General features: G+C 59.4%; 21 protein-coding genes and 1 tRNA gene. 17 read left to right on the top strand and 5 right to left on the bottom strand.

The window, feature by feature from the left end; translation table 11 throughout:
* Positions 1-33 precede the first annotated feature (33 nt).
* Positions 34-492: a MarR family winged helix-turn-helix transcriptional regulator gene (locus KW842_RS16835; RefSeq protein ID WP_229223743.1), complete on the top strand. Its 459-nt coding sequence runs from the start codon at positions 34-36 to the stop codon at positions 490-492.
* A complete protein-coding gene (locus tag KW842_RS16830) occupies positions 489-1,337 on the top strand; it encodes a CPBP family intramembrane glutamic endopeptidase (RefSeq protein ID WP_218305253.1) in 849 nt (282 codons plus the stop codon). The genes KW842_RS16835 and KW842_RS16830 overlap by 4 nt, the downstream gene beginning before the upstream one ends.
* Here KW842_RS16830 and queG read toward each other — a convergent pair.
* The gene (gene queG, locus KW842_RS16825) at positions 1,269-2,393 is read right to left on the bottom strand and encodes a tRNA epoxyqueuosine(34) reductase QueG (RefSeq protein ID WP_218305252.1); all 1,125 of its coding nucleotides are present in this window, start codon (positions 2,391-2,393) and stop codon (positions 1,269-1,271) included. The genes KW842_RS16830 and queG overlap by 69 nt on opposite strands.
* A 58-nt stretch (positions 2,394-2,451) precedes the next feature.
* On the opposite strand from queG, the gene tsaE reads away from it, so the two are divergent.
* From tsaE to KW842_RS16810, 3 genes are read left to right on the top strand one after another with little or no spacing between them, the layout of a single operon-like run.
* Positions 2,452-2,937 carry a tRNA (adenosine(37)-N6)-threonylcarbamoyltransferase complex ATPase subunit type 1 TsaE gene (gene tsaE, locus KW842_RS16820; protein WP_218305251.1) on the top strand — a complete coding sequence of 162 codons (486 nt, stop codon included), beginning with the start codon at positions 2,452-2,454 and terminating at the stop codon, positions 2,935-2,937.
* Entirely contained in the window at positions 2,901-4,265 is a 1,365-nt protein-coding gene (locus tag KW842_RS16815) for an N-acetylmuramoyl-L-alanine amidase (protein ID WP_218305250.1), read from the top strand. Before tsaE ends, KW842_RS16815 begins: the two co-directional genes overlap by 37 nt.
* A gap of 11 nt (positions 4,266-4,276) precedes the next feature.
* A complete protein-coding gene (locus tag KW842_RS16810; protein ID WP_218305249.1) occupies positions 4,277-5,116 on the top strand; it encodes a D-hexose-6-phosphate mutarotase in 840 nt (279 codons plus the stop codon).
* On the opposite strand, the gene KW842_RS16805 is transcribed toward KW842_RS16810, so the two are convergent.
* A complete protein-coding gene (locus tag KW842_RS16805; RefSeq protein ID WP_218305248.1) occupies positions 5,117-6,145 on the bottom strand; it encodes a carbonic anhydrase in 1,029 nt (342 codons plus the stop codon).
* Positions 6,146-6,283: 138 nt separating this feature from the next.
* The gene (locus KW842_RS16800) at positions 6,284-6,928 is read right to left on the bottom strand and encodes a VTT domain-containing protein (protein ID WP_218305247.1); all 645 of its coding nucleotides are present in this window, start codon (positions 6,926-6,928) and stop codon (positions 6,284-6,286) included.
* Between the two features lie 145 nt (positions 6,929-7,073).
* On the opposite strand from KW842_RS16800, the gene KW842_RS16795 reads away from it, so the two are divergent.
* The 3 genes from KW842_RS16795 to miaA are packed head-to-tail and all read left to right on the top strand — an operon-like array spanning position 7,074 to position 10,916.
* The gene (locus KW842_RS16795; protein ID WP_218305246.1) at positions 7,074-7,997 is read left to right on the top strand and encodes a peptidylprolyl isomerase; all 924 of its coding nucleotides are present in this window, start codon (positions 7,074-7,076) and stop codon (positions 7,995-7,997) included.
* 7 nt (positions 7,998-8,004) lie between these two features.
* Positions 8,005-9,966 (top strand): DNA mismatch repair endonuclease MutL, encoded by a 1,962-nt coding sequence (gene mutL, locus KW842_RS16790; protein ID WP_218305245.1) that lies wholly within the window; start codon positions 8,005-8,007, stop codon positions 9,964-9,966.
* Positions 9,967-9,968: 2 nt separating this feature from the next.
* Positions 9,969-10,916, top strand: coding sequence for a tRNA (adenosine(37)-N6)-dimethylallyltransferase MiaA (gene miaA, locus KW842_RS16785; RefSeq protein ID WP_229223742.1), 948 nt, complete (start codon positions 9,969-9,971; stop codon positions 10,914-10,916).
* Here miaA and KW842_RS16780 read toward each other — a convergent pair.
* Positions 10,913-11,317: a VOC family protein gene (locus tag KW842_RS16780; protein ID WP_218305244.1), complete on the bottom strand. Its 405-nt coding sequence runs from the start codon at positions 11,315-11,317 to the stop codon at positions 10,913-10,915. The genes miaA and KW842_RS16780 overlap by 4 nt on opposite strands.
* 133 nt (positions 11,318-11,450) lie before the next feature.
* Here KW842_RS16780 and KW842_RS16775 point away from each other — a divergent pair.
* The 4 genes from KW842_RS16775 to KW842_RS16765 all read left to right on the top strand — a co-directional run bounded on the left by KW842_RS16775 (position 11,451) and on the right by KW842_RS16765 (position 13,023).
* Positions 11,451-11,527: transfer RNA gene (locus tag KW842_RS16775), tRNA-Met, on the top strand.
* 44 nt (positions 11,528-11,571) lie between these two features.
* Positions 11,572-12,087, top strand: a complete 516-nt coding sequence (locus KW842_RS27900; protein ID WP_373925194.1) for a DUF6538 domain-containing protein — start codon at positions 11,572-11,574, stop codon at positions 12,085-12,087.
* On the top strand, positions 11,984-12,445 hold the full coding sequence (locus KW842_RS16770; RefSeq protein ID WP_218305243.1) for a hypothetical protein: 462 nt from the start codon (positions 11,984-11,986) through the stop codon (positions 12,443-12,445). Before KW842_RS27900 ends, KW842_RS16770 begins: the two co-directional genes overlap by 104 nt.
* Before the next feature lie 20 nt (positions 12,446-12,465).
* The gene (locus KW842_RS16765) at positions 12,466-13,023 is read left to right on the top strand and encodes a hypothetical protein (RefSeq protein ID WP_218305242.1); all 558 of its coding nucleotides are present in this window, start codon (positions 12,466-12,468) and stop codon (positions 13,021-13,023) included.
* 192 nt (positions 13,024-13,215) lie between these two features.
* Here the strand turns inward: KW842_RS16765 and KW842_RS16760 are convergent, their stop codons facing one another.
* Complete coding sequence (locus tag KW842_RS16760) at positions 13,216-14,430, bottom strand: CHAT domain-containing protein (protein ID WP_218305241.1); 1,215 nt, start codon at positions 14,428-14,430, stop codon at positions 13,216-13,218.
* 423 nt (positions 14,431-14,853) lie between these two features.
* Here KW842_RS16760 and KW842_RS16755 point away from each other — a divergent pair, with 423 nt between their 5' ends.
* The 5 genes from KW842_RS16755 (at position 14,854) to KW842_RS16735 (ending at position 21,022) form a co-directional block, all read left to right on the top strand.
* A complete protein-coding gene (locus tag KW842_RS16755) occupies positions 14,854-15,522 on the top strand; it encodes a DUF4145 domain-containing protein (RefSeq protein ID WP_373925198.1) in 669 nt (222 codons plus the stop codon).
* A gap of 395 nt (positions 15,523-15,917) precedes the next feature.
* Positions 15,918-16,307 (top strand): hypothetical protein, encoded by a 390-nt coding sequence (locus KW842_RS16750; RefSeq protein WP_218305239.1) that lies wholly within the window; start codon positions 15,918-15,920, stop codon positions 16,305-16,307.
* Complete coding sequence (locus tag KW842_RS16745; RefSeq protein ID WP_218305238.1) at positions 16,304-16,735, top strand: PIN domain-containing protein; 432 nt, start codon at positions 16,304-16,306, stop codon at positions 16,733-16,735. Before KW842_RS16750 ends, KW842_RS16745 begins: the two co-directional genes overlap by 4 nt.
* Before the next feature lie 286 nt (positions 16,736-17,021).
* Positions 17,022-19,880 (top strand): TonB-dependent receptor, encoded by a 2,859-nt coding sequence (locus KW842_RS16740; RefSeq protein ID WP_218305237.1) that lies wholly within the window; start codon positions 17,022-17,024, stop codon positions 19,878-19,880.
* A 2-nt stretch (positions 19,881-19,882) separates the two neighbouring features.
* Complete coding sequence (locus tag KW842_RS16735; RefSeq protein WP_229223741.1) at positions 19,883-21,022, top strand: glycoside hydrolase family 88 protein; 1,140 nt, start codon at positions 19,883-19,885, stop codon at positions 21,020-21,022.
* The last annotated feature ends 11 nt before the right edge of the window (positions 21,023-21,033 follow it).

Here is a 21,033-nt window from a genome sequence, read left to right as displayed (position 1 = left end):
AGTTAAACCATGAGACAAGGACTTGGAACCCAATTGCGCCATCTGATCGACTTGCTGGACGGCGCCGTCAGCGCCTCCTACGAGGAAGCCGGCATCGATTACCGCCCGCGCTACACGCCGGTCATGCGGGCGCTGGAAGGCGGCCAGCCGCATACCGTCAGCCAGATCGCGGTAGCGGCCGGCATCACCCAGCCGGCCGCCACGCAAACGGTGGCGCTGATGATCAAGGAAGGCCTGCTGGACGCCGCCCCCGGCGAACGCGACGCGCGCCAGAAGGTGATCCGCCTCAGCGCGCGCGGCCAGCAACTGCTGCCGCAGCTGCGCCTGTGCTGGCAAGCCACGCGCGCCGCCGCCGACAGCCTCGATGGCGACCTGCCCTACCCTTTGTCCGAAGCCCTGGCGGCGGCCATCACCGCGCTGCAGAACCAACCATTCGGCGAACGCATACGCAGCGCGCGTACCGCCATCACCAGCAATAAGGAGGCATCATGAGCATCGCCCACGCTGTTCGCCCCTTCCCTTCGTTCTTTTCGCGCCTGTTCGCGCATCCCGCCGCCCGCGTGGTGCTGGGCATCCTCGCCACGGTGCTGCCGATCACGCTGACCATGCTGCTGGCGGATATCCTGGTCCCCAAGCCACTGCGCGTCGTATGGCCGATGCTGCTGGCGACCGTGCTGAGCGTGGCCGCCTACCGCTGGTTCGTCATCACCACTGAAAAACGCCAGCCCAGCGAATTGTCGCTGCATGGCGCGGCGCGGGAAACCGGCATCGGCGTGGCGCTCGGCGCGGCACTGGGCCTGACGGTGGCCGGCATGCTTGCCGCCGCCGGCGCCTTCACCATCACCGGCAGCAGCGACAGCTTTGGCTTCTTGCTGAAGTCCGTGCCGGAGCAAATCATGGTGGCATTTTTTGAAGAGATCATGTTCCGCGCGGTGGCGTTCCGCATCGTCGAACAACGCTGGGGCACGCGCGCCGCACTGGTCGCCTCGATGCTGCTGTTCGCGCTGGCCCACCTGTCGAACGACAATGTCAGCGTGATGGGCATCGCCATGACCTGCATCGCTTCGCTGGTGTTCAGCGCCTGCTATATGAAAACGCGCCGCGTGTGGCTGCCGATCGGCGCACACTTCGCCTGGAACTCCACCTACGACGGCCTGTTTGCGGCGCCGGTGTCGGGCCACGCAGCGCGCGGCTGGCTGCAAGTGAGCACCTCCGGCCCGGAATGGCTGACCGGCGGCAGCTACGGCGTGGAAGCCTCGGTGGTGACCTTAGTCGTGTGGGGCGTGGTCGCCGTGCTGATGCTGCGCCAGCGCCCAGCCAACGTGCTCGCGCACTAACTCGGATGGATGCTCGCGGCGCGCCTCCAGCGCCGCGATGATCGCCGCATCGCCCCTGGCGCCCGCCGCCGCCGCATTTCCCAGCCCGACCGCGATATTGCGCAGCCAGCGCTCATGGCCGATGCGGCGTATCGGGCTGCCTTCCATATTGCGGTTGAATTCTTCCTCAGTCCACGCAAACAATTCGATCATCGAAGCGCTGCCCAGGCCATGGCGCTCGTCAAAGTCCGGCAGCACGGCACGCTGCGCGAACTTATTCCACGGGCAGGCGGTCTGGCAATCGTCGCAGCCGTAGACGCGGTTGCCGATCAGCGGACGGAACTCCAGCGGGATCGCATTCTTCAATTCGATGGTCAGGTAGGAGATGCAGCGCCGCGCATCCATGCGCCCCGGCCCGAGGATGGCTTGCGTCGGGCAGGCGGTAATGCAAGAGCTGCACTGGCCGCAGTGCGCGCCGGTCGGCTGGTCCACCGGCAGCGGCAGGTCGACCAGGAATTCGCCCATGAAGAACATCGACCCGGCAGTGCGCGACAGCAGCAAGGTGTGCTTGCCGCGCCACCCCAGACCGGCCTTCTCGGCCAGCGGCAGCTCCATCACCGGCGCCGAATCGGTGAACACGCGGTAGCCGAAATCGCCGATCTCGGCCTTCACCTTGTCGGCCAGCTGCTGCAGGCGCGCGCGCAGCACCTTGTGATAGTCGCGGCCGCGCGCGTAGACTGAAATCACCGCCGCATTGGGATCGGCCAGGCGGGCCGCCTCGCGGTCGCGCCAGTCATGTTCGCCCTCGGTTTGCGTGTCCCTCGGCAGATAGTTCATGCGTGCGCTGACCACGCGGATGGTGCCCGGCACCAGCTCGGCGGGACGCGCGCGTTTCATGCCGTGGCTTGCCATATAGTCCATTTCGCCGTGCATGCCGGCGTCCAGCCAGGCCTGCAGGCCGGCTTCGGCGTGACTCAGGTCGACGTCGGTGATACGGATTTCGGCGAAGCCCAGCTCCACACCCCAGCGCTTGATGCTGAGGGCAAGTTCGGCTAAATTGGTTTCAGACAGGGACATCTTGGCGTAGCTAGCGGTTAAAATGGCTGGCGATCCAACCAACATGACATTTTAATTGATGCAGCACTTTACAGCCCATCTACACGACGAAGCAGGCACCGCCGCCCTTGGCACGGCGCTGTCGCGCGCGCTCTTGCCCGGCCTGGCGATCCATCTGCACGGCGATCTGGGCGCCGGCAAAACCGCCCTCACCCGCGCACTATTGCACGCCGCCGGCCACGTGGGCACGGTCAAAAGCCCTACCTACACGCTGTCCGAACCATACAGCATCCAGCTCGACAGCCGCGCTGTCAGCGTGATCCACTTCGACCTGTACCGCATGGGCAGCCCGGAAGAATTCCTCGATGCCGGCTTCCGTGAAGACTTCAACGGGGATAACATCTGCATCGTCGAATGGCCGGAAAAAGCCGAAGGCGTACTGCCGCCGCCGGACCTGAATGTGTTTTTGACTGTGTCAGGCCACGGTCGTGATGTAGAATTGCAGGCGTCTACCGCCTTGGGTAACTCATGCCTTCAACGCCTCAAATTCGCTCCCAACATGTGAGCCGCCGCACCGTCCTGAAGGCCGGCGCAACCCTGCTGCTCTCCGTCACTGCCGCGTCGCGCGCGCATGCCGCGCAAATTCTCGCCGTGCGCGTCTGGCCGGCCGACGACTATACCCGCGTCACGCTGGAAAACGATACCGACCTCAAAGCCACGCACTTCATCGTCAAAGACCCGGAACGCATGGTGGTCGACATCGAAGGCCTGGACCTGAATCCGACGCTGAAAAGCCTGGTCGCCAAGATCCAGTCCAACGATCCCTACATCAAGCAGGTGCGCGTGGGCCAGAACCGGCCCAACGTGGTGCGGCTGGTGTTCGACCTGAAAGAAGAAATCAAGCCGCAGGTGTTCACGCTGCCGCCAGCTGGCACTTACAAGCACCGGCTGATCTTCGACCTGTATCCGGTGAAGGAAGTCGATCCTATCGCCGCCATGATCGAAAAAGGCGACTGGACCACGCCACCGGCCGATGGGGCGGCCGTGCCAACGCCAAAAGAACAGCTGGCGGAACTCAAGCCGGACCTGAAGGCCGAGCCGCGCGAGGAGCTGAAGGCCCAGGTCAAGATCGCCGAAGCACAGACCAAGGCCGCTGAAAAAATCGAGAAGCCGGGCAAGATGGTGCGCATGATTACCATCGCGCTCGACCCCGGCCACGGCGGCGAAGATCCGGGTGCCTCGGGCCGCAACGGCAGCCGCGAAAAAGACATCGTGCTGTCCATCGCCAAGCGCCTCAAGACCAAGCTGGAAGACCTGCCCAACATCCGCGTGATGCTGACCCGCGACGGCGACTACTTCGTCCCGCTCGGCACACGCGTGGAAAAAGCCCGCAAGGTGCAGGCCGATTTGTTCGTGTCTATCCACGCCGACGCCTTTGTGCAGCCGACCGCGCGCGGCTCGTCGGTGTTTGTGCTGTCGGAAAAAGGTGCGACCTCCACCGCCGCGCGCTGGCTGGCGGACAAGGAGAACGCGGCCGACGCCATCGGCGGCGTCAACCTGAAGAATCACGACAAGCAACTGGCCAGCGTGCTGCTCGACCTGTCCACCACCGCACAGATCAACGACAGCATGAAAGTAGGCCGCGCCGTGCTGGGCGAAATCGGCGGCATCAACCGCCTGCACAAAGGCTCGGTCGAGCAGGCCGGCTTTGCGGTGCTGAAAGCGCCGGACATTCCATCGATCCTGATCGAGACCGCCTTCATCTCCAACCCGGAGGAAGAAGCCAAGCTGCGCGATGAGGATTACCAGAACAAACTGGCGGACGCCATCGTCACCGGCATCCGCCGCTACTTCGCAAAAAATCCACCGCTGGCAAAAAACCGGCTGACCTGAAAGAGAGATCCATGGCTGTAGTGAAGATGACCGAATACGGCGCGCTGCCGGCAGTACAACTCACCGCCGCCGATGGCGCGCAGGCGATCGTGTCGCTGTTTGGTGCGCATCTGCTGTCGTGGAAGACCGCCGATGGCAAGCAGCGCCTGTTCGTCAGCGCGCAAACGCCGCTGGACGGCAGCAAGGCGATACGCGGCGGCGTGCCGGTCATCTTCCCGCAGTTTAATGTGCGTGGCCCCGGCCTGCGTCACGGCTTCGCGCGCGTCAGCAACTGGCGCCTGACCGGCCAGGGCGGCGACGGCGGCAGCTCTTTCCTCGAATTCAGCCTGGCGCCCGGCGACATCTCGGCTGAACACGCGCAGGCGTGGCCGCATGATTTCGCCCTGACCCTGCGCTTCACGCTGCAAGGCGATGCGCTGGAGATGGACTTCCGCGCCCACAATCCGGGGGCGGAGGCTTATCCATTTGGCGTGGCGCTGCACACTTACTACGATGTCGGCCAGCTGGACGCGACCAGCATCAGCGGCCTGCAAAACCAATCCTTCCTTGACCATCACAACAACACCCGCGTGCAGGATACGCCGGCGCTGCATTTCACCGAGAAGCACGATCGCATGTACGACGCCACGCCGGGCGTGACGCTGAACACGGCCGACGCCACACTGCGTCTGGAGCAGACCGGCTTTGAACAATGGGTGGTGTGGAATCCGGGCCAGGAAGATGCGCAAGCCCTGGTCGACCTGGCCGATGAGGAATATCAGCGCTTCATCTGCATCGAGCCGGCGCGCATCTACCAGCAGCCGCTGGCGGCCGGCGCCACCTGGACCGGCAAGCACCGCATCACAGTGTAATTACTGCGATTCCTTGATGATGCGGCCGTTGCTCGGCTGCGTCGGGCGCGCGTTCAGCGGATACAGGCGGCTGAACAGCGCCATCTGCGCCGGGGATGCCTGCACCGGCTCCTTCATCACCAGCCACAGCACGCCTTCCTGGCATGGCGGCGTCGACATCGAACCCATGAAGGTGTAGTAGTCGCGCCGCGCCGGTATCAGGTCCATCGGATCCAGCGTGATCGACGGTGCAGCCGTATCGAATTTTTCCAGCGGCAGATTATTCCACACCGTCTGTATCACCGGCTGCTGCTTGCCACGTTCCAGCAGCAGCGCCAGCATGGCAATGCGGCCCTCGCCGTCCTTGTGCACCAGGTGCATCACCATCTCGAAGCCCTTGCCGTTGATGCGCTCCTCGGACGGACGATGGAAGTGGAACTGGATCAGCTCATAAGTGCGGTTGCCAACCGTGATGAAATTGCCATTGCCGACCATGACCTGCACGGTATGGCCGTTGTCGGTCACATTGAATGACGACGGGTGATAGTCAAAGGTGATCTGCTCCAGATCCACCTTCATGCCGTCGCGGATATCGATCGGCGACTGGCGGTTGCCATTGCCGCACTTGGCCCAGGCAGGATTGATCTTGCCCCAGTTGGCCGGGCCAGCCTCGCCCTCGTATGACCAGACATTGCTGTACACCTTGGGCGCAGCGGCGACTGCGGCCGCCTTGGCTTCCGCTGCTTTCTTGGCCTTGGCGGCAGCGGCGACGCGCGCCTGCTGATTGGCGCGCATGGCGGCCAGGCGCTCCTGAATGCGTGCCGACAGGTCGGCCTCGGCCTGCTGCTCTTCTTCGCGCTTGCTCAGCTTGCGCGCAGGTGCGCTGGAAGACGAGGAAGCCGATGCAGCGGACGCGGACGAGCCCGAGCTACCGCTCGCACCACCTGGAAGCGCGGTTTTCGTCGATGGCGAAATCAGCGGATCTTTTTCAGCGCTAACGGCTGCGGAAACGACGCAGCAGCAGGCCAACAGGGTGAGGAGGGTACGCATGGGCTATCCAGAAGTGACATTACACTCTGGTATACGGATGCATTTGGGCAAAACTTGAGGGTAAGGCAGGACAGTCGCTGGAGAAAAGTAGCAAAACGTCACGCTGCGGCGGCCGCGCAGCATGACTTGATGCGGGTTTCAGCGGCTTTGCAGGCGGCGGGTTAGTTTATACAGGCCGCCGATAATCATCGGCACAATCGCCAGGCCCACGCCGACCAGCACGATTTCGGTCAGGTGCTCGCGCACGATAGGGATGTTGCCGAAGAAGTAGCCGGCCATGGTCAGCAGCACCACCCACAGGATGGCGCCAGCGAAGTTATACAGCTGGAAGCGGGCAAACGTCATGTCCGACACGCCGGCCACGAACGGCGCGAAGGTACGCACCACCGGCACGAAGCGCGCCAGCACGATGGTCTTGCCGCCGTGCTTTTCGAAGAATTCATGGGTCTTTTTCAGTGCATCTTTGTTCAGCCAGCGGTAATCGTGGGTGAACATGCGCTGGCCGACCTTCTCGCCTATCCAGTAATTACAGGTGTTGCCGGTGATGGCGGCGGTGGTCAGCAGGAACATCAACAGCGGCAGATTCATTTCGCCGACTGCGCACAGCGCGCCAGCAATGAACAACAGGGTATCGCCAGGGAAGAAGAACAGGACCACCAGGCCGGTCTCTGCGAAGATAATGGCAAACAGCACCACGTAGATCAGCGTCCCGTATTGCTGGATCAGCACATCCAGGGTTCTATCGACATGAAGAATCATGTCAAAAAATTGCATAAAATCCATATTCTTCCCATAAAGTAAGCGCCGGAATCATACACCACCCAAAGGCCACATGGGCTTGGCAGAGCGCTTTCCTGACGATTAATATCCAGTTTACAATCGGCACTGGTCCCGCAGCAAGCGGGTTCGCTCAACCAAGGAGATCTGGATGGCTTTGTCACGTACTTTCCGCGTTTTATCCCTGCCTGTTCTGGCATTTGGCCTGCAAGTCGCGCACGCGGCAGAGCTGCCGGTGCGCCCTAGCGCCAGCGAGGTGATCAAAACCTCCAAGCCATCCGACTGGCGCCCGACCGATCCTGCCAACACGCTGTACCTGGACCTGCCGACCGGCCGCGTGGTGATCGAGCTGGCGCCGGACTTCGCGCCGCAGAACATCGCCAACATCAAGACGCTGGTGAAAGAACATTATTTTGATGGCCTGTCGATCAACCGCTCGCAGGAAAACTATGTGGCGCAGTGGGGCGATCCGAATGGCGAGACTGACAAGCCCAAGTCGCTGGGCACGGCCAAAGCCAAGGTGACCGGCGAATTCACAGTACCGATGTCGAACGATAAACATTTCGTGCAGCAGAAGGACGCCGACGGCTATGCCCCGCAAATTGGCCACTCCAACGGCTTCCCGGTCGGCCGCGACCCGCAGGCCAGGACCACCTGGCTGACGCACTGCTACAGCGCGGTGGGCGTGGCACGCGGCAATGAGACCGACAGCGGCAGCGGCGTCGAACTGTATGCGGTGACCGGCCACGCGCCGCGCCAGCTGGACCGCAACATCACCGTAGTTGGCCGCGTGCTGTCCGGCATGCCGCTGCTGACCACCCTGCCGCGCGGCAGCGAGACCCTGGGCTTCTACGGCGCGAACGAAGCGCGCATGCCGATCGTCTCGGTGCGCCTGGAGGCGGACGTACCGGAAGCGGAGCGCAGCCACTATGAAGTGATGCGCAGCGAGGCGCCGATCTACCAGCAAGTGCTGGAAGCGCAGCGCAATCGCGGCGGCCCATGGAGCAAATTCGCGGCCAATTACCTGGAACTGTGCAACGCCATGCTGCCGGTGCGGGAACGCGGCAAGTTATAATCCCGTGATGAACGCCCCTGACCTCCGCCCGCCACGCCCCATCCAGGCCCTGCCTGACCAGCTGATTTCCCAGATCGCCGCCGGCGAGGTGGTGGAGCGGCCGTCGGCGGTGGTCAAGGAACTGCTGGAGAACGCGCTGGACGCCGGTTCCACGCAGATCACCGTGCGGCTGGAGGAAGGCGGCGTCAAACGCATTTGCATCACCGACAATGGCCGCGGCATCCCGCACGAGCAGATGCCGCTGGCGCTGGCGCGCCACGCCACCTCCAAAATCAGCTCGCTGGACGATCTGGAGAACGTCGGCACGCTGGGCTTCCGTGGCGAGGCGCTGGCGTCGATCGCCTCGGTGGCGCAGGTGAGCATCACCTCGCGCACCGCCGACGCCGCACACGCGTGGGAAATCGAAGGCTCGCATAATGCGACGCCGACCCCCTCTTCCGGCGCGCTGGGCACCACCATCGACGTCAAGGACCTGTACTACAACACGCCGGCGCGGCGCAAATTCCTCAAGTCCGAGCAGACCGAATTTGGCCACTGCGCCGAAGTCGTGCGCCGCATCGCGCTGGCGCGGCCGGATGTATCGTTCTCGCTGACCCACAACGGCCGCACCGTCGATCACTGGAACACCAGCGAAATCGCGCGCCGCAGTGCGCAGATCCTCGGCGACGGCTTTGCCGAGGCGCGCCTGCCGGTGGATGAAACCATCGGCCCGCTGCGCCTGCACGGCTACATCGGCCTGCCAACCGCCTCCAAGGCGCGCGCCGACGGCCAGTTCTTCTACGTGAATGGCCGCTTCGTGCGCGACAAGGTGCTGGTGCATGCAGTGAAAGCCGCCTACCAGGACGTGCTGCACGGCGACCGCTTCCCGTCGTATGTGCTGTCGCTGGACATGGACCCGGCGCTGGTGGACGTCAACGTCCACCCATCGAAAATCGAAGTGCGCTTCCGCGACGGCCGCGCCGTGCACCAGTGCGTATTCCACGCAGTGCAGCGCGCGCTGGCGCAAACCTCGGCCACGGCGCACGGCAGCGTGCCATCGCCGCTGCCCGCTGCCGACAGCTTGAACGCCACGCCAGCCTGGCGCGGCGAACAGACCTCGTTCGGTCCCTTGCTGGCGCCGGACTATGCACCGACCTTTTCGCCTTCGCCGTTCGGCGCGCGCAGTGCGGATGCTTCCGCCAGCAGCAGCGCTTACGTGACGCCGCGTTTCGGCGCGGATCAGGGCGGTGTGGCGCAAAGCATGGAGAACTACGGCGCCATGTTCCGCGACAGCGACCGCCCCGCTGCTACTGCCACTGCGCGCAGCGAGTCCGACATGACGCTGCCGCAAGCCAGCTCGTTTACCGTCTCCTCCTCCGCCATGGCGCAGGAAGAATTCCCACTCGGCTTCGCGCTGGCGCAGCTGCACGGCATCTACGTGCTGGCGCAAAACGCCAAGGGCCTGGTGCTGGTCGATATGCATGCGGCGCATGAACGCATCCTGTACGAGCAGCTGAAAAATGCGCTGGACAGCCGCGTCGCCGGCGAGGAAATGCAGGTACAGCCGCTGCTAATCCCGATCACCTTCTACGCGGACGCGGTGGAAGTCGGCACCGCCGAAGAACACCAGGAGACCTTGCAGACGCTGGGCTTCGACATCGCCGTGCTGTCGCCCAGCACGCTGGCGGTGCGCTCGGTGCCGGTGCTACTGAAGAACGCCGACGCGCAAACGCTGGCGCGCGATGTGCTGCGCGACGTGCGTGAATTCGGCGGTTCGCGCGTGCTGATCGAACGCCAGAACGAACTGCTGGGCACCCTCGCCTGCCACACGGCGGTGCGCGCCAACCGCATCCTGTCGGTACAGGAGATGAACGCGCTGCTGCGGCAGATGGAAGTCACCGAACGCGCGGACCAGTGCAACCACGGCCGCCCGACCTGGGTGCAGGTGGAAATCGGCGCGCTCGACAAGCTTTTCCTGCGCGGTCAATAAACATGGGCAGCAAACCACTGGCCGTCGCCATCATGGGCCCGACGGCGTCGGGCAAAACCGCCTCCGCATTGGCGATCGCCGCACGCATTCAGTCTGAAATTATCTCTGTCGATTCGGCGCTGGTGTATCGCGGCATGGACATCGGCACCGCCAAGCCCAGCAAGCAAGAACTGGCGGCCGTGCCGCATCACCTGATCGACATCATCGACCCGTTGGACTCTTACTCGGTGGCGCAGTTCAGGAAAGACACGCTCCGGCTGGTGGACGAGATCAGCGCGCGCGGCAAGCTGCCGCTGCTGGTCGGCGGCACCATGCTGTACTTCAAAGGGCTGGCCGATGGACTGGATGATCTGCCTGGCGCCGATCCCGCCGTGCGCGCCGCGCTGGATGAGGAAGCGGCGCGCCTCGGCTGGCCGGCGATGCACGCACGCCTGGCCGCCATCGATCCGGAAACGGCTGCGCGGCTGGCGCCGGCCGATTCGCAACGCATCCAGCGTGCGCTGGAGATTTACACGCTGAGCGGCAAGGCGATGTCCGAGCTGCTGGCCTTGCGCGACAAGACCGAGCTGCCGTTTGATTTGCTGTCGTTTGCGCTGGAGCCGTCCGACCGCGCGGTGCTGCACCAGCGCATCGCACGTCGTTTCGACATCATGCTGGAAGAAAGCCCGCACGGTAATCTGATTACCGAAGTGGAAGCGCTGCGGCGGCGCGGCGACCTGCATCCGGGGCTGCCGTCGATACGCTGCGTCGGCTATCGCCAGGCGTGGGAATATCTGGATGGCACGATTGATTATTCAACCATGCGCGAGACCGGCATCATCGCCACACGCCAGCTGGCCAAGCGGCAGCTAACCTGGCTGCGGTCGATGCCGGAGCGGGTGGTGATCGATTGCCTAGGCGCCGATCCGGCGCCCATCATGCTGGCGCAGATCGCCGAACGGCTGGGCTAACTCTTGGGCGGCTCGCCGCTCATGTAGACCAGCTCCCACAAGTGGCCGTCCAGGTCCTGATAGCCGTGACCGTACATAAAGCCGTGGTCCTGTGGCTCCTTGTACGCACTGCCGCCAGCTTCAATCGCCTTGTTGACCAGCGACGTCACCGCCTCGCGCGAGGCCACCTGCAAGCACAGCAGCACCTCGGTTGAAGTGCGCGCGTCGCTGACTGGCTTTGGCGTAAACTCCTTGAAACGGGCTTCGGTCAGCAACATCACGAAAATATTCTCGGCCACGATCATGCAGGTGGCGGACTCATCGGTGTAATGCTGATTGAAGCTGTAGCCGAGGTGGGTAAAGAACTGGATCGACTTCTGCAGATCGCGCACCGGCAGGTTCACGAAAATATTGGTCGCCATATTGCCTCCGTTAGAAAATACCAATATGCCAATGTTTTGACGGCCGCGACACGCCAGACGTCACTTTTTTCAAAAAAATTTGGGGTCAGCCTTGACAGTCAGAGGCCCATCCCCGATAATGCTTCGCGTTGCAGGTGATATAGCTCAGTTGGTTAGAGCACAGCATTCATAATGCTGGGGTCGGTGGTTCAAGTCCACCTATCACCACCAAGAATTCGATAAGCCGTTGATCCGAAAGGTTCAGCGGCTTTTTCATGTCCGCTCTACTCGCGTGGTGTTGCACAAGGGTGCCACACATGGCAGGTAAATTCCTAATAAAATCGCGGCACGGAACCATCTATTATTTTCGGCGACGCATTCCCGAAGCGGCTCGGCACGCCATTGGTCGGCAAGTGTTTGTGCAATCGCTAGAAACGAGCGACCGCCGCTTGGCAGTCGTTCGAGGACGGGCGCTTGCCGCTCAAACCGACTCAATTTTCCAACGTATAGCAATGGCAACAAATTCAAACGACTCCGACGGCTTCACCTTCAACTACGAAATGAAGCTCGACTTCAACGAGCTTGGGTTGCCGTCGTCGCTTTACGTTAAGGCCGAGCCGCACGAAGAAGGCGCAGTCAATTCCGCGATTAGAACGGCACTGGCGGGCAAACGCGGGCACAGTAGTATTGGACATCGCCCCCGCCGCCCAAAAGCCCTTCAGCGACGCCATACCCGAATATTTCAGCAAGTCCCAGACCAAGGCTCAAACCAAGGCGACCTATCGCAGTAAACTCGATCACGCGAGGAAGTTTTTTGGCGACTCGAAGTGTGCGCTGGAGATCGACCAGGCGGACTTCGTAGCCTACTGTGATCACGTGTCGGCCACTGTGCCGAACATCACATCGCAGGGTCACTATATGACCACCGTCGCGACAGTCCTGAATTGGTTTCGGGTCCGGGAAGCGGGCCTGCCAGCGCTCACGACAAAAACGCTAGCGCCGAAAAGGGACTCGCCAGAATCTGATGACCGCGACGCGTTTACCCTGGAACAACTTGGGATGCTATTCGAAAATGCCAAACAATATCGGCTGAGGAACCCGCACAATTCTGGGCCTCGGTTGCCCCAGCTTTCCTTGGCTGTCGGATAGAGGAGCTTTGCCAAATTCATTTGAAAACTGACCTTGTCAACGACGCGGAGGCTGGCGTTTGGTATCTGGTTTTCGACGGTCGCCCCGACCCAGACGGCGTGGTGCGGAAGTCGATGAAAAAGGTGTCGAGTTGGCGGCACGCGCCGATACACGCGTCGCTGATCAAGCACGGCTTCGTCGAATTCCTGCACAGTCAGCAACAAACAGGCTTCCAGCGCCCCTTCCAAAAAGAGTGGGAGCCCCGTGAAGTCACGTCCGAACTCGGCCAAATCGTCAAGTGGAGCCACAACGTCAGCGAATGGGGTGGTCGGGAGCTTAAAGCGGTTGCCGCTCGCCAAGGATTCGATTGCGAGCGCCTTGCCTACTTTCACTCGATGCGGCACACCTTCAAAGTTACGCTAGGTGACGCAGGAGTTTCCAGCGAAATTTCGGAAGCACTGTCTGGTCGCCGATACGCTGGCGCTGACGCCGAGCGATATGAGAAATTGAAGCAGAACCACCGCCGCCTAGCCGCCGACGGCATCGACCGTGGCTTGGATGCGCTCGCAGCATTACTCGACAAAGCATTGGATTCTTAACAGATTGCGAGTCCAGCGACCTCGGTAAATTCATGGTGGAGACGGCAGGAATCTATGATCTCACCATCGAAAAACGTAAGCTATAGATCTATGGGGCCACCGGCGTCCGTTTCAGCTCAAAGGCACGCCCAATCTGGCGTGCGAGGTCGCGGCATTTAGCAAAAATCGAGGCAGTAGAGCCAGTGGCCATGCCTATTCCTTATTAATTTCCTCTATTACCTCAGGAGTAGAATATAACCAAGTTGGAGAGAGGAACTCTTCGATCATAAGTAACCTAGCGCTGTCGATAACTTTCCTGACTTGCAACGTAACCTGATGCTCATTCCCATCCGAAAGGATTTCCATTAGATCGCGGTGTGTTTGCGTTCCCCGCCTCACATATCCATGAATGTTGGAACCGAGGTCTATTGATTGAAAAGCCTGCCTGTTGTGATCTGCTCCAAAATCATAGTTATAGTAGTCGGACAATTGCGCGTTTGCCCGCGCGATAATGGCCTCAGTAGGACCAACCGCAATCACCGTTTTCGGCGGAATACTCCACAGTCCGACACTTGCCTCCCATTCTATTAATACAGACCGATCCTTGATCATTACATACAAAATATCAAATTCCGAACCGCTAATATCAACGGCCCAATGATCCGCATCGATCTGCTTCATGCTCACAACTCGAACGCTCCTCACTGTGCGGTGCATCGACGATCTATAGTATTTTTCCATTGCACCCTTGGCAGCCTCACCTGTTGTAGTAAACGTAGAGCGCTCAGCGAAAGGACTGTTGCAAAACGCGTATACAGTCCTTTCTATCTCTGGAACTAGAGCGCTATAGGACAAGGTAACCGGCTGCAAGCGCGCTCCTGTCATGAACACAGGGACATCGGAATCCTGCATATTATTTAAATCAAGTGCGGTGCACCCTAGATCAAATGCTGTTCTAAAATCGGTTCCTGCAAATACAGCATCATAAAAAGAAACCGAAAATTTGGTAGCGGACGCATCACTTACGGCCGCGTTCATTCCGATAACATAGTCGATCTCGTTGCGTATAAAATCAGCTTGGACCTCCGAGTAGCAAGCATTCAGGACTACGCATTTAAGTTGACTCTTGAAATGATGCAGAAGCCTTGCAAGTGGCTCGGCCTGAGCCAGATTGGATGTGCCGTTAGCGTCTTCAAAGCAAAGCCCGCCCTTTCCCCCACCGTGACCAGAAAAATGAAGCACTGTTGGCGAGTGATCAAGCAAGGCACGCCGGAGGTCGTCAACAGTAATCGCCTCGTTGCTCTCTATCTTCCAGTTCTCCCGGTTGCGTGATCGCTGTAGAGCATGGCGAATATCCCTCACCTCGGCACCCAGCCGAAGACGATCTTGATCTAGAGGGCTAGCAGAAACGATTAAAATTGTCGGCATAAGTATTTCGAAAGTTTAAAGTTATGCTTTTCAGCATACAATCATAAATCATCGTCTTGCGCTATCGAAATTGACGACGCGTTGTGTAGGCAAAAACAACACCAATAAGTTAGTAAAACGAAATTATTAGGATATTATGTAGTTCCCAATCGCTACGCCTATTGCCAAATGACAGCCGAGCCGAAAGTAGTAAGAACAGATTGCAGAACCTGCAAAAGCGTTACTAGAAATGAAATTCTATGCGAACACATCGCCGAGACTGATCCAGAAACTTACCATGAAAAGGACTCTTGGCAGATTGTCCGGTGCCTCGGCTGTCACACAACCGGATTCCGTCATCGGAACGATGACTACGAACAGGTTTGGGAAGATTCTGATGGCGATGTCCGCCACACAATTACGACAATAGTATATCCACGCTTGGTGCGTAACCACAGCGGTCTAAAAGGAACTGCTTGGATTCCAGCACTAATTAGAAAGGTTTATCGCCAAACGTTATCTGCATACAGCGATACAGCTTACGTTTTGGCGAGTATAGGCCTTCGAGCCACAATTGAAGCCGTATGCAATCATCTTGAGATTTCCGGCAGCAACTTGGAAAAGCGCATCGATCAGTTGTATAAAACCGGCAACGTATCAAATTCTGACAAAAAGAGACTGCATGCTATTCGCTTTTTAGGTAACGATGCAGCCCATGAAGTGAAGGAGCCTAAAGAGTCTGATCTGCGCGTAGCCCTAGAGATTGTTGAACATTTGCTCAATTCTGTGTTCATTCTTGAAAAGAAGTCAAAATCTCTCGAAACTGTCATTGAGAACTATGAAGAATTTTCGAAGTTAATGGAAAGTTGCATTAAGTCAAGTGATGCAGCACAAGCAGCAAGTCTGGGAGCTATCTTGGGCACAAAACGACGCTTAGTCGGCAATAACTTAGACAACTTTGAAACACAGCTGAAGTCATCTATTGACGCAGGCACTATGAAATATCTTACCCTTGCACAAGTCGAGAACATAGGTGGCAAAGACGTTCAACTATATTCGATTGGCGACGTCAGCGATCTGACTAAATCAGAAGATGACGATTTCCCGTTTTAAGGGTAGTCAGCTCCAGCTCGGTAGTCGCATCCATTGCAAAGGGGAGCTACCCACCAGCGCCAGCGGCCAACGTAGTAAAGAATACAACATGAAGGCATCGCTAGCAATATCTGATTTTTTCATACACTTGCATTTAGTTGTCTAAACGTGCATTACTAGGGTGATGCACATTGATTGAATCTCGACACCAAGCGCTAGAGTAACGGCTTATGAATCAATTAGTTACGTGTTCATGATGATGATCGGTGCGATTTCACCTATCACCACCAAGATTCTGAAAGCCGTAAATCATGATAAATGATTTACGGCTTTTTCCGTTTTGGCGCGCGAAAAATCAAACTTCGCACCAACAATCGACCTCACAATCACCTACACTGTCTGACAGGAGGTGCCCCATGAACGACCGCCCACCCAAACCAGTCCAGGAAACGATGTCCGACGAGGACTTCGCGATGATCGTCCAGGAAATGGCCCGCAGCCCCGGCTACCGGGAAGAATACGCACACCGGAAAGCGCGGCTCAACGAACTTCGTGAACATATCCTCAGCCGCCAAAACGATCCTCCGGAACCTGAAGAACCCGAACCCGAGCCCGTCCAGGAAATGATGTCCGATGAGGACTTCTCGATGATCGTCCAGGAAATGGCAAAGAGTCCTGGATATGCTGACGGCTGTGCAAGAAGAATGGCGGCAATAATGGAATTTCACGAGCTTTTACGTGACAGCACCGGAATCCCCGCCGACGGCCTTAAATTCATGCGTGATGACGAGGCAGAGGAAGAGTGAAAGCTGCGCTCTTCGATACCAATATTCTTATTGATGCCATCAATGGCTATCAAGAGGCATTTGTCGAATTCAGATGCTGGCAACGGCCAATGATCAGTGCAATCACGCTGATAGAACTGCACGCCGGTGTATCGCTTAAAGGCAAGCAAGATGTGAGGGATGTACTGGCACGCGTTGGTTTCGAGATCATCCAGATAGATACTGCCATCATCAACATCGCTGCGCGCATCCGCAGCAGCAGCATCCGCAAGCGGGCCAAAATGGCGTTGGCGGACGCGCTCATTTTGGCTACCGCGCAGGCGCACGGGCTGATTGTCGTGACGCGGAACAAGAAGGACTTCAAAGGTCCCAACATTCGTATCCCCTACGAACTGGAAACCATCACCACCACGCGCGTGATCAACGTCCGTCCAGCGCCGCTGGTTTGATATGGCTCGTGGGTTTTTCCCCACAAAACCATATAGAAAATTTGCATTCGTCTATACGAAGTGGGCATACCAGCCACCTGAAATAATCACCATGTTGATTGTTCTCACTTTATACACATGGTCAAAAACACCCTTTTCATAGATAAACCGCGCAATTTCCTGCGCTGATGCAGCGCAATAAATCGTTTACTGCTCAAGTTGCTGCAAAAAGCCGAAGTGATTAGTCTTGTTTGTGACAGGTCATCAGACAACCTGCGCCATCCCAGAACGAATTACTGAGGAATATATGAAAAAGAAAATACTGGAGACCTTGGTTCCGCTTGCTTTAGCGGCCATGTATGCGCCTGCGGCCCTGGCCCAGGAGACACCGGCAGCGCCTGCCGCCAGCGCCACCGAACCACCGGCCGATCCCGCCACCACCACCGTGGTGGTTACCGGCTTCCGCTCCAGCCTGCAAAAAGCGCTGAACCTGAAACAGCAAGCGATCGGCGTGCGCGATTCCATCGTCGCTGAAGACATCGGCAAATTCCCGGAAGCGAATATCGCCGAATCGCTGCAACGCGTGCCAGGCGTGATCCTGAACCGCGACGAAGCCTCCGGCGAAGGCCAGCGCATCTCGGTGCGCGGCCTGCCAACCGAATACGTGGTCACCACGCTCAACGGTGCGCCAGTCAACACCACCTCCACCTCGACCATCGGCTCGGCCGCGCGCGGCTTCAACTACGACGTGTTCGCGTCCGAACTGTTCGGCCGCGTCGACTTCTACAAATCGCCGCTGGCGGAACTGACCGAAGGCGGCCTCGGTGGCGTAGTCGACCTGCAAACCCCGCGCCCGTTCGACAATCCCAAGCGCACCATCCGCTACGGCCTGACCGACACCTACAACACCGCGTCCAAGCACAATGACCCGAACGGCTTTGTGCTGTACTCGAACACCTGGGACAATCTCGGCTTCCTGATCGGCGCCTCGCACTCAGGCAGCGTCAACACCCGCTCCGGCTTTGAAGCGACCGGCGGCTACAACAGCTCCGCCAACGGCAGTGCCAGCCCGGTCAAGGGCAACTTCGCACTGGCGCTGGACTTCGACAGCCCACGTGCGAATCTCGGCAGCTACACCCGCGCCCAGGTCGCGAACGCGCTGCTGCCACGCATCTACCGCTTCTACGGCTCGGAAAACGAGCGCACGCGTGACGGCCTGGTCTCATCGCTGCAATGGAAAACGCCGACCCTCAACGTCAGCCTCGACACCATGTATTCGAAGCTGAAGAACACCCGCACGGAACAGCTGTTCGGCATCCTGATCCGCAGCACCGCCACCACCAACCGCAACGCACCGGTTGGCGCCTCCGGCAACAACGGCCTGATCCCGTTGAACGTGAAGATCGATCCGGCCACCAATCTGCTGACCGGCACCTTCGGCAACACCACCTACAACGCGGGCGCCGGCTACAACGAGGACGAAACCAAATTCGGCTACGGCGCGTTGAACGCCAGCTGGAAGGCCAGTCCCAAGCTGACCCTGAGCGGCCAGGCCAGCCTGAATCAGAGTACCGCCACCAGCGCCGGTGGCCAGCTGTCCGGCTACATCTACGGCGCCGATTCGACCATCGACTACGGCAGCGATCACGTCTACCCATCGATCTCCTCGCCAACCAGCTACACCGATCCGAATAACTGGAGCGGCTTCACCATCAGCAGCGCCAAGACCAAGGAAACCGACAAGGGCAAGCAGGCGCGCGTCGCCGCCGATTACGACTATGACCTGCCTGGCGGCTGGACCGGCCACCTGAAGTCCGGCCTGACCTTCGTGTCCACCCTCAAGGGCGTCGACAAGCGTAACGGCACCGCGCTGGCCACCGCAAAGCTGAACAGCATCGGCACGGCCGGCCTGCGCAACGCCATGACCTCGCAACTGCCGATCGATAATCTCGACTTTGGCGCTGGCTGGCCGCATAGCTGGGCTACCTGGGACAGCAGCTATTTCTATTCGCAGTTCGATCCGGCGGTGTACAACCCGGATTCCACCTTCCAGCCGAATCAGAGCTTCGAAGCACAGGAAGACGTCAAGACCGCCTACGTGCAGTCGGACTTCAAGGGCGAGGTTGCGGGCCGCGAGCTGCGCATCAACGCCGGTGTGCGCTACTCGAAGACCGACACCAAGATCAACAACTTCAAGCAGCAAGGCACCTCTCTGGCCTACGCGCCCAATCACGAACAGGGCTCTTACCACAATGTGTTGCCAGCACTGAGCGCCGCGCTGGATGTGACGGACAACCTGATGTGGCGCGCCTCGTGGGGCAAGACCATCACCCGCGCCTCGCTGTCGATCATCGCGGCACAGACGGTGATCCCGAACCAGTTCGACACCAGCGCCACCTCGGGCAATCCTAACCTGCGTCCGCAGCAATCGAAGAACCTGGACACCAGCCTGGAATGGTACTTCCAGCCGGGCAGCCTGCTGTCGGCCGGCATCTTCCACAAGACCCTGACCGACGCCACCGTGGCCAACACCCGCGTGGTGACCTTCGGCTCGCTGGGCCTGCCGGATACTGCCCTGGGCCCACTGTTCCAGGACGCCAGCGGCCGCGTCGATCCTAACCTGCCAATGACGCTGCGCACCTACACCAACGCCGGCGAGCAAAAGCTGAAAGGCTATGAGCTGTCCTACCAGCAGGCCTTCACCTTCCTGCCTGCGCCATTCAACGGCATGGGTGCGCTGGCCAGCTACACCCACATCGATCCGTTCAACAGCGCCAAGTGGATCACCAATGCGGGCAAGGAGATCGAGGTCAATTCGGTGCCGAAGTACGCCTACAGCGGCACGGTGTACTACGAACAGGGCAAGTGGGCGGCGCGCATGTCCTATAACTACAAGGGTAAATCGCTGCACGGCGATAATCCACGCAACAACGGCGATGACCTGATCCGCTGGCGCGCCGGCCGTGGCTACCTCGACGCCAACATCAGCTACAAGTTCAACGACAACCTGGAGTTCCGTATCGATGCGCTCAACCTGAGCAACACGCTGGCGTATGATTACTTCGAAGACGCGAGCGGCCAGTACGGCAGCGGCAAGAAGACGCGCATGGACTATGCGAAGTATGATGGCCGCACCATCAAATTCGGCATCCGGGGGAAACTGTAAGCATGATGAAACGACTCTACGCCGTGACGCTGATGGCCGCCAGCGTCACCGTATTGGCCGGCTGCGCTTCGGCGCCGCCGGCAGTCGACACCTCCGAACAGGAGGTGGTCGGCATTATCAACAAGGTCAACGATTACTGGCAGCAGCGCGAGAAACCGCAGCAATGGTCGTTCTGGGATATCGCCGCGTATCACACCGGGAATATGGAAGCCTACCAGCTCACCAAAAATCCGGCATGGCGCAAGTATTCGGAAGACTGGGCCATCCACAACCAGTGGCAAGGCGCCAAGTCCACCAGCAAGGCGGTGTGGAAGTACCAGTACGGCGAGACTGACGAACACGTACTGTTCGGCGACTGGCAGATCTGCTTCCAGACCTATGTGGACCTGTACAAGCTCGATCCCGATCCGGAAAAGATCGCCCGCGCACGCGAGGTGATGGAATACCAGATGAGCACCCCCAACCAGGACTACTGGTGGTGGTCGGACGGTCTGTACATGGTGATGCCGGTGATGACCAAACTATATGGCGTGACCGGCAATCGCCAGTACCTCGACAAGCTTTACCAATACTTCAGCTACGCCAACAGCATCATGTACGACAGCGATGAAAAGCTGTACTACCGCGATGCGCGCTATGTCTACCCGAAACACAAGAGCGCCAACGGCAAGAAGGACTTCTGGTCGCGCGGCGATGGCTGGGTGTTCGCCGGCCTGGCCAAGGTGCTGCAAGACCTGCCCAAGGACGACCCGCACCGCAACGAATACATCGCCAAATATCAGGGCATGGCGCAGGCGCTGAAAAAAGCACAAACCGCCGACGGCTACTGGACCCGCAGTCTGCTCGACGCAGAACATGCACCGGGGCCTGAAACCAGCGGCACCGCTTTCTTCGTCTACGGCTACCTTTGGGGCATCAACAACGGCCTGCTGGAACGCGATGAATACCTGCCGGTGGTACGCAAGGGCTGGCATTATCTGAGCAAGGTGGCCTTGCAACCGGACGGCAAAGTCGGCTACATCCAGCCGATCGGCGAACGCGCGATACCAGGCCAGGTGGTCAACCAGAATTCGACCTCGCCTTTCGGTGTGGGTGCTTATCTGCTGGCCTCCACCGAAATGGTGCGCCTGCTGCGTCAATAATAACGGAGACT

It is taken from the genome of Duganella sp. sic0402 (assembly GCF_019219065.1).
Classification (GTDB): Bacteria; Pseudomonadota; Gammaproteobacteria; order Burkholderiales; family Burkholderiaceae_D; genus Rugamonas.
This window is presented reverse-complemented; position numbering and strand designations above follow the sequence as displayed.